The sequence below is a fragment of the Haloarcula limicola genome, assembly GCF_010119205.1.
In the GTDB taxonomy this organism is placed as follows: Archaea; Halobacteriota; Halobacteria; order Halobacteriales; family Haloarculaceae; genus Haloarcula; species Haloarcula limicola.
In genome coordinates this window covers 984,020-998,100 of record NZ_WRXM01000002.1, presented here as the reverse complement: position 1 = coordinate 998,100, position 14,081 = coordinate 984,020, and the positions used below count along the sequence as shown (strand labels likewise).

At 67.6% G+C, this 14,081-nt stretch carries 16 protein-coding genes; 11 read left to right on the top strand and 5 right to left on the bottom strand.

What is annotated here, in order from left to right:
• Positions 1 to 75 precede the first annotated feature (75 nt).
• Together GO488_RS14470 and GO488_RS14465 are read left to right on the top strand one after the other, a co-directional pair.
• The gene (locus GO488_RS14470) at positions 76 to 2,175 is read left to right on the top strand and encodes a (Fe-S)-binding protein (RefSeq protein WP_162318524.1); all 2,100 of its coding nucleotides are present in this window, start codon (positions 76 to 78) and stop codon (positions 2,173 to 2,175) included.
• Between the two features lie 335 nt (positions 2,176 to 2,510).
• Entirely contained in the window at positions 2,511 to 3,248 is a 738-nt protein-coding gene (locus tag GO488_RS14465; RefSeq protein ID WP_162318523.1) for a competence/damage-inducible protein A, read from the top strand.
• Here the strand turns inward: GO488_RS14465 and GO488_RS14460 are convergent.
• From GO488_RS14460 to GO488_RS14450, 3 genes are all read right to left on the bottom strand, one after another.
• Entirely contained in the window at positions 3,245 to 3,652 is a 408-nt protein-coding gene (locus GO488_RS14460; RefSeq protein WP_241692951.1) for a type II toxin-antitoxin system VapC family toxin, read from the bottom strand. The genes GO488_RS14465 and GO488_RS14460 overlap by 4 nt on opposite strands.
• A 20-nt stretch (positions 3,653 to 3,672) precedes the next feature.
• Positions 3,673 to 3,966, bottom strand: coding sequence for a hypothetical protein (locus tag GO488_RS14455; protein WP_162318521.1), 294 nt, complete (start codon positions 3,964 to 3,966; stop codon positions 3,673 to 3,675).
• Positions 3,967 to 4,036: 70 nt separating this feature from the next.
• Positions 4,037 to 4,669, bottom strand: coding sequence for a DedA family protein (locus GO488_RS14450; RefSeq protein ID WP_162318520.1), 633 nt, complete (start codon positions 4,667 to 4,669; stop codon positions 4,037 to 4,039).
• Between the two features lie 107 nt (positions 4,670 to 4,776).
• Between GO488_RS14450 and GO488_RS14445 the strand changes: the two genes are divergently transcribed.
• The 9 genes from GO488_RS14445 (at position 4,777) to lrp (ending at position 11,655) form a co-directional block, all read left to right on the top strand.
• On the top strand, positions 4,777 to 5,136 hold the full coding sequence (locus GO488_RS14445) for a hypothetical protein (RefSeq protein ID WP_162318519.1): 360 nt from the start codon (positions 4,777 to 4,779) through the stop codon (positions 5,134 to 5,136).
• Positions 5,137 to 5,207: 71 nt separating this feature from the next.
• Entirely contained in the window at positions 5,208 to 6,188 is a 981-nt protein-coding gene (gene hemB / locus GO488_RS14440) for a porphobilinogen synthase (RefSeq protein ID WP_162318518.1), read from the top strand.
• A gap of 71 nt (positions 6,189 to 6,259) precedes the next feature.
• A complete protein-coding gene (locus tag GO488_RS14435) occupies positions 6,260 to 6,952 on the top strand; it encodes a DUF4129 domain-containing protein (RefSeq protein WP_162318517.1) in 693 nt (230 codons plus the stop codon).
• Positions 6,949 to 7,473, top strand: coding sequence for a DUF7269 family protein (locus GO488_RS14430; RefSeq protein WP_162318516.1), 525 nt, complete (start codon positions 6,949 to 6,951; stop codon positions 7,471 to 7,473). The genes GO488_RS14435 and GO488_RS14430 overlap by 4 nt, the downstream gene beginning before the upstream one ends.
• Positions 7,470 to 8,729, top strand: coding sequence for a DUF58 domain-containing protein (locus GO488_RS14425; protein ID WP_162318515.1), 1,260 nt, complete (start codon positions 7,470 to 7,472; stop codon positions 8,727 to 8,729). The genes GO488_RS14430 and GO488_RS14425 overlap by 4 nt, the downstream gene beginning before the upstream one ends.
• Positions 8,726 to 9,208: a DUF7519 family protein gene (locus GO488_RS14420; RefSeq protein ID WP_162318514.1), complete on the top strand. Its 483-nt coding sequence runs from the start codon at positions 8,726 to 8,728 to the stop codon at positions 9,206 to 9,208. The genes GO488_RS14425 and GO488_RS14420 overlap by 4 nt, the downstream gene beginning before the upstream one ends.
• A gap of 330 nt (positions 9,209 to 9,538) precedes the next feature.
• Complete coding sequence (locus GO488_RS14415) at positions 9,539 to 10,837, top strand: ammonium transporter (RefSeq protein WP_162318513.1); 1,299 nt, start codon at positions 9,539 to 9,541, stop codon at positions 10,835 to 10,837.
• A complete protein-coding gene (locus GO488_RS14410; RefSeq protein WP_162318512.1) occupies positions 10,830 to 11,186 on the top strand; it encodes a nitrogen regulatory protein GlnK1 in 357 nt (118 codons plus the stop codon). Before GO488_RS14415 ends, GO488_RS14410 begins: the two co-directional genes overlap by 8 nt.
• A gap of 10 nt (positions 11,187 to 11,196) precedes the next feature.
• On the top strand, positions 11,197 to 11,655 hold the full coding sequence (gene lrp / locus GO488_RS14405; protein ID WP_162318511.1) for an HTH-type transcriptional regulator Lrp: 459 nt from the start codon (positions 11,197 to 11,199) through the stop codon (positions 11,653 to 11,655).
• A 47-nt stretch (positions 11,656 to 11,702) separates the two neighbouring features.
• On the opposite strand, the gene GO488_RS14400 is transcribed toward lrp, so the two are convergent.
• On the bottom strand, positions 11,703 to 11,912 hold the full coding sequence (locus tag GO488_RS14400; protein ID WP_162318510.1) for a hypothetical protein: 210 nt from the start codon (positions 11,910 to 11,912) through the stop codon (positions 11,703 to 11,705).
• 262 nt (positions 11,913 to 12,174) lie between these two features.
• Positions 12,175 to 13,941, bottom strand: a complete 1,767-nt coding sequence (locus GO488_RS14395) for a nitrite/sulfite reductase (protein WP_162318509.1) — start codon at positions 13,939 to 13,941, stop codon at positions 12,175 to 12,177.
• Positions 13,942 to 14,081: the final 140 nt, after the last annotated feature.

Sequence of the window (14,081 nt, the reverse complement as noted above, 5' to 3'; positions counted from 1 at the left end):
AACGGTTGCTAGATTGTCGGGGACGGCGGTGCCCCCGTGACAATCTTCAAGTGGGCTCGCGCCCCGTGTGAGCGTATGTCACTCGCGCTCCAGACGACCACGCGGCCGACGTTCTGGCGCATCGGTCCCGTGGGGAAGGTCCTCTTCTACTATCTCGCCGCGCTCGCGATTCTGGTCTTCCTGTACGGCGTCTACGGCCGCGTGGCCCGATACACGCGGGGTTCCGAGGACCCGTTCGACCGCCTCGACGACCTGCCCGAGCGGGTCTTCGACGCGGCGCGACTCGCCCTCTCGAACCGGAAGCAACTCGACCGCGACGCCGTCGCGGGCGTGATGCACGCCTTCGTCGTCTGGGGGTTTCTCACCTTACTCATCGGGACGACGATTCTCGGCATCGACATGGACCTCTACCGCCCGCTAACCGGTGAGTCGTTCTTCGTCGGTGAGTTCTACCTCTCCTACTCGTTCGTGATGGACGCGATGGGGCTACTGTTCGTCGTCGGCGTCGGCGTGGCGTTGTGGCGGCGCTACGGCCGTCGGATGGAGCGGTTGCACGACCGCCACACCTCCCGCGAGGACGACCTCTTTCTGGCGGCGCTGTTCGTCCTCGGCGTCGGCGGCTACCTCACCGAGGGCGTCCGCATCCTCGGCACCTCGACGGTGCGTGACGTGAGCTTCGAGACGATCAGTTTCGTCGGCTGGTTCGTCAGGGACCTCCTCCTCCTCGCGGGCGTGACCCCGCAGCAGGCCGCCGCGGCCTACCCGTTCGTCTGGTGGAGCCACTCGCTGGTCGCCCTGTGGTTTATCGCGTGGATTCCCTACGCCAAGCCGTTCCACATGTTCTCCTCGTTCGCCAATCTCGTCGCCCGCGACGAGAAAGCGGGCGTCCGCCTGCCGAGGGTCCCCGAAGACGCCGCCCCCGAGGACATCGGTCCCAGCGAGATCGACGACTTCTCCTGGAAGCAGTTGCTCGACCACGACGCCTGCACGAAGTGCGGGCGCTGTTCCGACGTCTGCCCGGCAAAGGCGGCAGGACGGCCGCTGGACCCCCGAAACGTCATTCTGGACCTGAAGGAGTACCGCGAACAGCGGGACGCCGGCGGGGAGGAGGTCCCGATTATCGCCGACGGCGGGAGTTCAGTTATCGACGCCCGGACGATGGAGTCCTGTATGTCCTGCATGGCCTGCATGGACGCCTGCCCGGTGGACATCGAACACGTCACGCAGTTCACGGAGCTGAACCGCCGCCTCACCGAGTCCGGCGAGATGGACGAGCACGTCCAGGACGCGATGATGAACGTCTTCCAGCACGGCAACACCTTCGGCGACCCCGAGCGGAAACGCCCGGACTGGACCGACGAACTCGACTTCGAGGTGCCCGACGCCCGCGACCAACCGGTCGAGTACCTCTGGTACGTCGGCGACTACCCGAGCTACGACGAGCGTAACAAGCGCGTGGCGCGGGCCTTAGCACGGGTCTTCGAGGCCGCCGGCGTCGAGTACGGGATCCTCTACGAGGCCGAACAGACCGCCGGCAACGACGTGCGCCGGGTCGGCGAAGAGGGCCTCTACGAGATGCTCGTCGAGGACAACGCCGTCGCGATCGGCGACTGCGAGTTCGATTCTATCGTGACGACCGACCCCCACGCCTACAACACGTTCAAGAACGAGTACCCCGAGTTCGAGGACTGCGAGTGGGACGAATCGTCCGTCTTCCACTACACGCAGGTCGTCGCCGACCTCGCGGAAGCCGGATCGTTGGGCCTCTCCGGCGACGAACTCGACTACACCGTTACGTACCACGACCCCTGTCACCTCGGGCGGTACAACGACGTGTTCGAGGCCCCGCGCGACCTCGTCGACGCGACCGGCTGTGACCGCTACGAGATGCCGCGCAACCGCGACGACTCCTTCTGCTGTGGCGGGGGCGGCGGCGGTCTCTGGATGGACTTCGACGAGGACCCGAAACCCAGCGAGGAGCGTCTGCGCGAAGCGCTGGAAGATACGGATGCCGGCGAACGAGTCGAGAAGTTCGTCGTCGCCTGCCCGATGTGCATGACGATGTACGAGGACGGCCGGAAGACCGGCGGCTACGAGGACGACATCGAGATAATCGGGCTGACGGAACTGCTCGCTGAGGCGGTCGAACGGGGAAATAGTACGAGTGCTTTGTGACAGCTAAACGTCTCTGAACAGCCAGAACGTCCCACCCGTGTCGGCTGGGGACTCAGCAACGGGGTGGGACTGAAAGGGGCGACTGGCTGAACGAAGGTGGACGAAGTAAGCACTGCAACGAACGTAGTGAGTGAAGCGCGCAGCGAGTCCCCCGATTTCAGCCAGTCGGGGCTTTCTGGCTGTTTCGCGTTTCGTATTCTTTTGCGGTAACAGTTGTTCTAATCGTAGCTAGGGGGACTTTCTGCCTGTTCTCGGTCACTCATCGTTCTCCGACGACTTCCTCGCCAGCGTCTCCTAGCAAGAATCCTTACCCCGCTCGCGCACGAGCGACCGGTATGGACGTGGCGCTGCTCACCGTCGGCGACGAGTTGCTCTCGGGGGATACGGAGAACACGAACGCGACGTGGCTGGCCCGCGAACTGAGCGACGCGGGCGCGAGAGTCACGCGGATTCTGACCATTCCCGACGAGGAATCGGTCATCGCCGACGCGGTGTCCCGGTACCACGATGCCTTCGACGCCGTCGTCGTCACCGGCGGCATCGGCGGGACGCCCGACGACGTGACGAAGGCGGGCGTCGCCGAGGCGTTCGGCCGCGAGTTGGTCGTACCCAAGGACGTGCGCGCCCACCTCGAAGCGAAGGCCGACCGCTTCGCCGAGGAGAACCCCGAGATGGTCGACCGCTACGACATGGACCTCGATCTGGACGCGTGGGCTGCGATTCCGGAGGGCGCGGAGCCGCTGTTGACCGACGAGAGTTTCGCCGCCGGCTGCGTGCTGGACGGCGTCTACGTGATGCCGGGCATTCCTGACGAACTGAAGGCCATGTACGCCACCGTCGCCGCGGACTTCGGCGGCGACCGCACGACCGAGACGCTCCAGACGCCAGCACCAGAGGGGGCCGTCGTCGGCGTCGTCGCCGAAGCCGGCGAGCGATTCGGCGTCGCCGTCGGAAGCTACCCCCGGAGCGACGACGCGCCGGGGCGAATCAAGGTGACGGGCGAGGACAGCGAGACAGTCGAGGAAGCGATAGCGTGGCTCCGCGAGCGCGTCGAGACGGTCGAAGAACGTTAGAGGGCGGCTGGGTCGAGGCAGCTCACGATGCCGTCGAAATCGTCGTCGAACGACAGAACGTGGTCGATGTCGTATTCGTTCACGAGTGCGACCGTCGTCGCGTCGGTGAAACTCAGCGACTGGTCCTCGTATCGCGTTCGTATATCGATGGCTTCGAAGAACTGCGCGCGTTCGAGAAAGAGTAGCGTCACCATCTCCGGAAAGTCCGCTCGACCGAGGATGCGATTGCTAACGGTCGTCGCTTCGGACGAGTCTGCAAACCGAGAAAGCGTTAACGTCACCGTCTCGTCGTAGACGTAATCGCTAGTCATCGGTCTACCGAACCGACCGCCAGCTATCGCTTTCATCGCGCGTTGGGCGGCAGCGTGCCGGCTCGTGTCTTCGTCGTGCTGTGCGTAGAACACGCCGGTATCGACGAAAACAGTCACTCGTCCGCCGACTCCTCACTGTACAGCACGTCGTCGATCTCGGACTCCGTCACGGGGTTTCCCGACCCGGCAGTCCCGGCGAGCAATCGCTTGGTCTCCGTGTCGGAGAGACCGTCCCACTCGTCTCTAAACGAGTCGATGAGGTCGTCTCTCGACTCGAATTCGCGTTCGACGATTCGGTCGAGGAGCTCCTGCTGCGTGACGTTCTCGCCGGTTTCGAGCTTTATCTCCGCCCGTAATCGTTCGAGGCGGTCTTTCGTGTCCTCGTCTATTTTCACGGAGGTAGCCATACCGTCGAGTAGTGCGTTCTATCACGTAAACTCTACTACGCCGGCCCGGAGCGGTCAAAGCGGATCCGTCTCAGAACAGTTCGAGGACGCCCATCGCGGCCGCCGCAAGAAGAATCTCGAAGGAGAGCGTGCCGAGCGCCGACAGCGCCACGAACCGCCGCGTCGACATGCCAGCGACGCCGGCGGGCACCGTCAGCATGCCGCGCGTGAACAGCAAAGTGTTGCTGAGCGGCACCGCCAGCACGCCGAAGCGGTCGAACAGGCGGCCGAAGCGGTCCAGTTGGTCCTCGCTCACGCGGAACCACGGCTTCGAGAGCAGCCACTCGCGGCCGCCGCGCTTCGTCAGCAGGAACAGCGCCGTCTGGCCGACCGTCGCGCCGAGGACGGCCACCCCGAGGATGGCCGCGATCGCCGGCAGGTCGTAGCCGCCGGTCGTCTGTGCGAGGGCGGCGACGGCGGCGGGGACGAGCGCCTCGCTCGGGGCGAAATACAGGAGCATCGCCCCCTCCAAGATAAAGACGAAGAAGAGCGCCGCTAAGCCGTACTCCCGCAGGAGCGCCTCGGCGTAGGCCGCGTCGCCGAAGACGTACAGCGCGATGCCGGCGACGCCGAGGAGGGCGAAGCAAGCGGCGACGACCAGCAGGCCGTAGTCCTCCGCGAAGGTTCGAACCGGGCCGCGCGCGGCGGTAGCGTCGGTCGCCATCTACTCGTATACCCGGGCAGCGCGGACATAGGCGTTCTGGCTGCGGCCGCTGTCCAGTCACGAACGGCGACGAAACGTTCATTTCGGAGACAGGAGTATATCCAACGATGTCTCCCTCCCTGTTCCGTCTGTTCGCTTCCGTCGGGGTCCCGGTCATCGTCTTTCTCGCGCTCGTCGGCGTGTTCGAGCCGGAAACGATAGCCGGTGGCCCGGCGTCGATAGCCGCTGGCGCGGCGATGACCGGGTTCGTCGGCTGGTGCTGTGTCGTGGCCCTCGTCTCCGACGCCCCGTGGACGGCGGCCGGGTTTCTCGTACTGACCCTCGCCTTCGGCGTCCAGTTCCTGTCGCCCGTCACCATCGAAACCGACGCGGTAGTGTACGCGGTCGTCGGGGTCGCGGTGGTTCTCCTCCTCGTCGGCGGCGACCGCGACGATCTGGTCACCGACTGGGCCGAACTGGCGTCCTGAACCGGTGGTGTGACGGCGACCGCCAGTCGCCTGAGCGGTGGGTTCATGGCTCCGAGGGCCAGAGGGAGAATATGGACATGACACGTCGCCCGCGCCGGCTGCGAACCGACGGCGTGCGGCCGCTCGTCCGCGAGACGGAACTCTCGGCGTCGGACCTCATCGCGCCGGTGTTCGTCGACGCGACCGCCGACGAGCGAGTCCCCATCGAGACGATGCCGGGCCACGAGCGAGTCCCCGTCGGGGACGCCGTTTCCCGCGTCGAGGAAGTGCTGGAAACGGGCGTCGAAGCAGTGATGGTGTTCGGCATCCCCGAGTCGAAGGACGAGCGCGGCTCGCGGGCGTGGGCCGAGGACGGCGTCGTCCAGCGGGCGGTGCGGGACGTCACCGCGGAGACGGACGCCTACGTCATCACCGACGTCTGCCTCTGTGAGTACACCAGCCACGGTCACTGCGGCGTGCTGGAAGAGACCGCCGAGACGGATCCCGACCTCACCGTACGCAACGACGAGACGCTGGAGTTGCTGAGTAAGACCGCGGTGAGCCACGCGCGGGCGGGCGCGGACATGGTCGCGCCCTCTAGCATGACCGACGGGATGGTCGGCGCGATACGCGAGGCGCTGGACGACGAGGGTCACAGCGAGATACCGGTCATGAGCTACGCCGCGAAGTTCGAGTCCGCGTTCTACGGCCCGTTCCGCGACGCCGCCGACGGCGCGCCGGCCTTCGGCGACCGGCGGCACTACCAGATGGACCCCGCCAACGCCCGCGAGGCCCGCCGCGAGGTCGCCCTCGACGTCGAGGAGGGCGCGGACGTGCTGATGGTCAAGCCCGCGCTCCCGTACCTCGACGTGGTCCGGCAGGTCCGCGAGGACTACGACCACCCGGTCGCCGCCTACAACGTCTCCGGCGAGTACGCGATGCTCCACGCCGCCGCCGAGAAGGGGTGGCTGAACCTGGAGGAAGTCGCCGCCGAGTCCCTGCTGTCGATCAAGCGAGCCGGCGCGGACCTGATTCTCACCTACTTCGCCGAGGACGTGGCCGACCGGTTGTAGCTCGGGTCATCGGCGTTCGCAGCCGAGCGGACCCCACAATCTATTCAAGCGAGAGGGACTGAAACTGCGGTATGCAGCGACAGTCCCTCCTCGTGGCGCTGGTCGCCGCGGTCGCCCTGCTGTCGTTCGCGCTCGGTGCCGCCGGCCTCGACGCCGCGGTCGGCGGCGACGACCCCGACGTGACGCCCGAGGACGGCGGTATCGAGAATCAGGGGCAGCGAGACGTCCCCTCGAATCCGGGTGGCATCGACTCGCCCGAGTCGGGTAACGGCGCTCGCTCGCTGGTCCCCTCGCTCTCGTCGCCGGTGATCGGCGTCCTTGTCGCCGGTGTCGCCCTCGGCGTCGTCGGCCTCTGGTGGGCCGCCGGCCGCGGTTCCACAGCGGACGAAACCAGCGGCGACCGGCCCGCTGTCACTTCGGGCGATGCCGCCGTCGAATCGTCGTACTCCGCGACTACGGTGGACGTGCCGCTGACCAACGACGTCTACCGGGCGTGGGCAGACCTCACTGAGCGGTTCGGCCCGGACGACGGCACCTCGACGCCCCGCGAATTCGCCGAGCGAGCGACGGCGGCGGGTGCCGACGCCGGCGCGGTCGAGACGCTCAGAGACCTCTTCGAGCGGGTGCGCTACGGATCCGAGACGCCGACACCGGAGCACGAGGCGCGCGCCCGCGACGCGCTCGACAACGCGACGGGAGCGGACGGAGGGGCGAACGCGGAGACAGCGACAGAGTCCGGATCGGAAGCGGGGGGAGAGCCGTGACTCTCCGACCGTTCCCCGTAGCCGTCGGTGCCGGGGCGACGCTTCTCGCCGTCGGTCTGGTCGCCGTCGGCGAACCGGCCCTGCCCTCGGGGACTATCTCGGACCTCCCGCTGATCGCCGTCTCGGTGGTCGCCGGGGCCGTCGCCGTCCTCGCGTTTCTGGTCCGCTCGCTCGACGGCGAACGCGGGCCGCGGCTCCCCGACACCGACAGCCGGCACGCCGCGGTGCCCGGCGACGACCTCGACGCGGCGATGGCCGCGGGAAAGGGACGAGACGCCATTCGCGAGCGCGTGACGGCGGCGGGCGTGGCGGTCCTCGAACGCGAGGGGCTGTCGCGCGACGACGCGAGGGCGGCGCTCGAAAGCGGGTCGTGGACCGAGGACGGCGACGCGCGGTCGCTGTTCGACGGGACGCCGATTTCGGCGCTCGCTCGGCTCTCGGGGTGGCTCACCGGGAGTCGACCGTTCCGCCGGCGGGTCGCCCACGCGACGGCCGAACTGCTTCGGCGGGACGAGCGATGACGGAGGAGGTTCACCGCACGGGCCGCTGGTTCGGCCTCGGCGGGGCGGCGCTGGTCGCCGTCGCGGTCGGGCTCGTGGCACAGACCCCGTCGCTGGTGTTGCTCGGCGGCGTCGGCGTCACGCTGAGCGCGTACGACCGGGTCGCCGTCCCGCCGGCGGCGAGTGTCTCCGTCCACCGCTCTCTCACCCCGTCCGATCCCGGCGTCGGCGAGACGGTGACCGTCGAACTGACCGTCCGCAACGAGGGCAAACGAACGATTCCCGACCTGCGAGTCGCCGACGGCGTCCCCGACTCGGTCCGAGTGGTCGACGGATCGGCGTCGCTGGGGGCGACGCTCCGCCCGGACGCGCAGGCGACGACGACCTACGAGATCGCCAGCGGGAGCGGGCGCTGCGTCTTCGACTCCGCGACGGTGGTCGTCAGGGACGTCGTCGGCGTCGTTGCCCGCCGAGCGCGCGTCGAGGCCGAACCGGACGCGGTGACGTGGGACCGGCCGGCCGGGTCGGCGCTGCTCCCGCTGGTGCCGCAGTCGAAACACCGCCCCGGACAGGTCCCGATCGACGAGGGCGGCGAGGGGCTGTCCTTCTACGCCCTGCGAGAGCACCGCCCGAACGACCCGCTCTCCCGCGTGGACTGGAACCGTTACGCCCGCACCGGCGACCTCACCACCGTCGAGTTCCGCCGCGAGCAGTCCGCGCGGGTCGTGGTCGTCGTCGACGCCCGGAAGGAAGCCGCGCTGGCCCCGCGGCCGGACGCACAGACGGCCGTCGAGCGCGGCGTCACGGCCGCGGTGGCGCTCGTCGAGGGGCTCCCCGAGGACGGCCACGCGGTCGGCGTCGCGGCGTACTCGCCCCACTGGGCGTGGCTCGACCCCGATACGAGCAGGGCACACCGGCGGCGGGCGCGCGAGCGGTTGCGGACCGACCGCGCGTTCGCCGTCTCGCCGGTCACCGAGGAACCGGACGTCGACCGCCTGTTGGCGCAGTTACCGAGCGGCGTCAACGTCGTCTTCGTCTCGCCGCTGTGTGACGACGACGGCGAGGCGGTCGTCCGCCGGCTCGTCGCTCACAATCACCCGGTGACCGTCGTCAGTCCGGACCCGACCGCGACCGACACCGGCGGCCGCCGACTGGCTCGGCTGGAGCGGCGCAACCGACTGCGCGGACTGCGAGCCATCGGCGCGGACGTCCACGACTGGGGGGCCGACGAGTCGCTCCAGCAGTTGACCGCCCGGGCGTGGAGGACCCGCCGATGACGGCGCGCACGGGACTCGTCTGTGGCGGCGCGAGCGTCCTCGCCGCGCTCACGGCGCTGTTCGCCGCCGGCCTCGGACTGCTCTCGACCGTCGCCGGCGTGGTCGGGGTGCTGTTGCTCGTCTGCGGGGGAGCCCTCCGCTCGGGCAGAATGGTAGACCTCGCCGGAGCGTCGCTCTTTCTCGAAGCCGTAGTGGCGGCGTTACAGGGCGCGACGACGGCGACGGTGCTGGTCGCGGGGGCCGGGACAGTGCTGGCGTGGACGTTCGGCCACGCGGCGGTCGACCTCCGCGAGGACCTCGGAACGGCACCCAGCAGATCCGTCGAGTTGGGCCACGTCGCCGGGACGACGGCGCTGGTCGGCGGGGCCGCGGCGCTGACGACGCTGCTCTTTCGCGTCGACGTGCCGGCGCTGTCGCCGCTCGCGCTGGCGAGCCTCGTTCTGGCCGGCGTCGCGCTGACGGCCGCGCTCCGTCGGTGAGCGGACCGACGGCGGTTCTCCGCCGCGGGGGCGCGCGCAAGCGAAATACCCCGTTTTCGCCCGTTCCGGGCGAATTCGCGGTCGACGTTCGTCCAAAACCCTAGCGGACATGTGCGTATTTTCTTGACGGAGAACAACCTTATATCCATAATACTCTACTGTAATCTGGACGGTCGTCTACCCAACACCCTCCTATCTCGACTTTCGTAAAGCGAATCCTTATGTAGTGGTGTTACCAGATGTTTCTCCGTGAACGAGTTGACGAAGTTGGCGCGAATGGAGATAAAGTTGGACGTTCAAACGCAATCATAACGAAAACCAATACGAATCATGGTACTCGCACCACTCCAAGTCACCGCGGACGCGCTCAACTACACGTGGATACTGGTCGTATCGTTCCTCATCTTCTTCATGCACGCCGGCTTCGCCATGCTCGAAGCCGGGCAGGTGCGCTCGAAGAACGTCGCGAACCAACTCACGAAGAACCTGCTGACGTGGTCCGTCGGCGTGACTGTGTTCTTCCTCGTCGGTGCCGGCATCTCGTCACTGGTCGGTGGGAGCGGATTCGCCTCCGCCGCGTCGACCAGCGGCACGGGCTGGATCGACTGGCTCTACGGTGCCGTCTTCGCGATGACGGCCGCCACCATCGTCTCCGGGGCGGTGGCCGGTCGCGCGAAGCTCCGCGCGTACATCACCTACACGTTCCTGCTGGCGGCGGTCATCTACCCCGTCGTCACGGGCGTCACGTGGGCCGGCGCGTACATCAGCTTCGGCGGCGCGGCTTTCACCGACTTCGCCGGCGGGATGATCGTCCACGGCATGGGCGGCATCGCCGGGCTGACGGCGGCGTACGTCCTCGGCCCGCGCATGGGCCGGTACAACGAGGACGGCAGCGTCAACGTCATTCCCGGCCACTCCCTGACCTTCGCCGTCCTCGGGACGCTCCTCCTCGCGTTCGGCTGGTACGGCTTCAACGTCGGTACCTCGGCCATCATCGGCGGCGACGGCGCGTTCCTCGGCGACCAGCTCGGCCGCGTCGCCATGACGACCACCCTGGCGATGGCCTGCGGTGCGATGGGTGCCGGGCTCATGGCGTGGGTCCGCACCGGCAAAGTCGACACGCTGTACGTCGCCAACGGCCTGCTGGCCGGACTGGTCGGTATCACGGCGATTCCCCACACCACGTCGTGGTGGGGCGCGTTCGTCGTCGGCGGCCTCGCGGGTATTCAGCTCCCGCTCGTGTTCGGCTTCGTCGAGAAGCGTCTGAAGATAGACGACGTCTGTGCGGTCTTCCCGGTCCACGGGAGCGCGGGCGTGTTGGGCACGCTGCTGTACCCGTTCGTCGCCGCCCCCGGCGTCGTCGATTCGGTCCTCAACGCGTTCGTCGCACAGGTCATCGGCGTCGCCGTCATCGCCGCGTGGACGATTCTCGCGACCGGCGCGATCTGGGCCGCTCTCAAGGCGGTCGGACAGGCCCGCGTCACGCCCGAACACGAGCAGGAGGGCCTCGACGTCAGCGAACACGGCGTCGAGACCTACCCCGAGTTCGGCTCGGGCGACAGCGTCGTCGCCGACGGTGGTATGGTGAGCGAAAGCGTGCGTGCGGACGGAGGTTCCAAAGATGACTGACGAAGGAGATATCAAGATGATCGTGGCGATGGTTCGACCGGACAAGCTCGGCGACGTCAAGCAGGGGCTCGCGGAAGTCGGCGCGCCCTCGCTGACGGTGACGAACGTCTCCGGCCGCGGCTCACAGCCCGCGAAGAAGGGGCAGTGGCGCGGCGAGGAGTACGTCGTCGACCTCCACCAGAAGGTCAAGATCGAGACCGTCGTCGCGGATATCCCCGCCGAGGACGTCGTCGAAGCCATCGCGGACGCGGCCCACACCGGCGAGAAGGGCGACGGGAAGATCTTCGTCCTGCCGGTCGACGACGCCTACCAGGTCCGGACGGGCAAGCGTGGACCAGAGGCCGTCTGAGCGGCCGGCGATGGTCGACGATATCGACAGGCGGGTCGTGAACGCGCTACTGCGCGACGGCCGGGCCAGCGCCCGCGACGTCGCCGCCGAGACGGGCGTCGCCGCGACGACCGTCTCGCGCCGGATGGACCAACTGGTCGAGACGGGCGTAATCGAGGAGTACACCGCCCGCATCGACTACGCGGCGCTCGGCTACGACGTCACCGCCGTCTTCCAGCTCTCGGTGGACGGCAGCGGCCTCGAGAGCGTGACCGAACGGCTGCGCGACCAGCCGAACATGGTCGCCGTCTACGAGGTGACGGGCAGTCACGACGTCGTCGCCGTCGGGAAGTTCCGCGACACCGACGAGATGAACGCCCGCATCAAGGACCTGCTCACCGACCCCGACGTGCGGTCGGCCGCGACGTCGGTCGTCTTGAACACCGTCCGCGAACACGAGCAGTTCCCGGTCGAAGCGGCCGACGAGTGACGCCCGGTAGCCGATACCGCCCGTCGAACTGATCGAACGTCCGGCGGTCACGGCTCACGAGAGGTTTTTGCGACGTACTCTACCAACGCAACCAGCGGCCGATACGTCACCGACTCGAACGAGTCGGTCGCCCCGACCTCGACGACATCGACCGGCGTGCCGGCGAGCGCGTACTCCGTCTGCCAGTCGGGCGACGGGAGTCGCTCGGCTAGCCCATCGCGTAACCGCGTCCGTACGTCGGTAGCGAACGCGCCCATCTCGGTCAGAGCCGGTCTCCATCACAGTCGCGTATCAGTGTACGGTATCGTCGGTCGGTAGCGACCGACACAACGACACACGAGTGCCGCCGCAGCGACTGCCCGGTAGCGTCCCGAAGCGGACGCTACCGAACCGGTCACACGGAAAGAAACCGCGAAAAAGTGAGCCGACGGACCGTGGACACGAGCGGTGGTCCGTCGGGGTGCCGGTCGAACGGCCGGCGGCGTCGAACGTCGGGGAGAGCCCGACGCGTTTCGGTTCTCAGTCGTCGGCCGACAGCGGCACCCCCTCCGCGTCCGTCGGGGCCGGGCTCTCGCCGTCGTCGAAGGGATACCACGACTGCTTGCCGTCGGCGAGGCAGGGGTCCTCGTACCCCTCGACCTCCTCGGGTTCCGCGAGTTCGACGATGGTCTCGTGGCCCGTCGCGTCGACCCACTCGCGGAAGGTCTGTCCGTCCTCGCGGAGCGCGGCGTAGGCTTCGAGGAGGTTGGCGAGCATCCCCGGCACCTCGTCTGCGGGCACGCGCTGGCGGACCCAGTCGATGAACGCGGGCTCGTCGCCCATCCCGCCGCCGACGCCGACGTCCATCGCCTCGACCATCTCGCCGTCCTTGCGGGCGCGCATCCCCTGGAGCCCGATGTCGGCTGTCATCGCCTGCCCGCAGTCGGCCGTACAGCCGGAGAAGTGCATCTTGATGCGGTCCACGTCGTCGGGGACGTCGACGTTCTCGCCCAGCCAGCGGAGCGTCCGGGCCATCCGCGCCTTCGTCTCCGTGAGCGCCAGCGAGCAGAACTCCGTCCCGGTGCAGGCCATCGCGCCCTGCACGAACGGGTTCGGTTCGGGCTTGTGCTTCGCCAGGAGCGGTTCGTCGAGCAGGTCGTCGAGTCGCTCGTTAGGTACGTCCATGAGGAGCGGGTTCTGCCGGCGGGTCAGCCGCACTTCCCCGGAGCCGTACTCGTCGGCCAGGTCCGCGAGCTCGATCGCCTCCTCGGCGGGGAGACGCCCGACCGGCACCGAGAGGCCGACGTAGTTCCGGCCGTCGGCCTGGTCGTAGACGCCGACGTGGTCGTGCGCGCCGTGCTCCGCGCTCTTGCCGGCGTTGTAGCTGTACTCGCCGCGGAAGTCCGTCCCGGCGGTCTCGAACTCGAAGTCGAGCCGCTCGTCCAGTTCCTCGCGGATGGCGTCGGTGCCGTACTCGTCGACGAAGAAGCGGGCGCGGTTCTTCGAGCGGTTCTGCCGGTTCCCCTCGTCGTGGTAGAACTCCACGAACGCGCGCACCGTCTCGACGGCGTGTTCCGGCCGGACGAACAGGTCCAGCGGGCGCGCCTCGCGCGGTTCGCGGCCGCCGAGGCCGCCGCCGACGCGGACGTTGAACCCCTCGACGTCCTCCCCCTCGACGAACTTGTGAGCCGGTTCCAGCCCGATGTCGTTGATGGCGTCCTGCGCGCATCCCTGCCGACAGCCCGACACCGAGATGTTGAACTTCCGGGGCATGTTCGAGAGGTCGTTATCCCCACGGATCGTCTCCTGAATCTCGTCTAAGATCGGGCGAGAGTCGACGTACTCCTCGGCCTTCCCGGCGACCGGACAGCCCGAGATGTTCCGCATCGTGTCCCCGCCCGCGGAGCGGGAGGAGACGCCGACCGCTTCGAGTTTCTCCCATATCTCCGGGATGTCTTCGAGTTTCAGCCAGTGCAGTTGAACGGACTGTCGCGTCGTGAGGTCGAGCCACCCGTTGCCGAACTCGGGGTTCTCGACGGGACCCTTCGCGTAGTCGCGGGCGACCTCGCCGATCGCGCGGAGCTGTTCCGGTTCCAAGATTCCGCCGCAGTTGGTCAGGCGCATCATGAAGTACGACTCCTGCCCGCCGCGGTGGTGGAACACGCCCCAGAACTTGAAGCGCGTGAACCACTCCGAGCGTTCGTCCTCCGGGATCGATTCCCAGCCGCGTTCCGCGAACTCCTCTAGCTTCTCCCTGACCTCGTCACCGTACAGTTCGCCTTTGACGTCCTCTTTCTTATGTGCCATCGTTGAGTCGTTCCAGGTATTATAGATTAGGTACTTTTACCGTATTTTGCTGTTCGAACGTCCGACTATTCACAGATATATTGTTCAGTCTGAGTCCTAAAAGACTGTCTGTTGAATATACCTACAATAGAATTCGAATC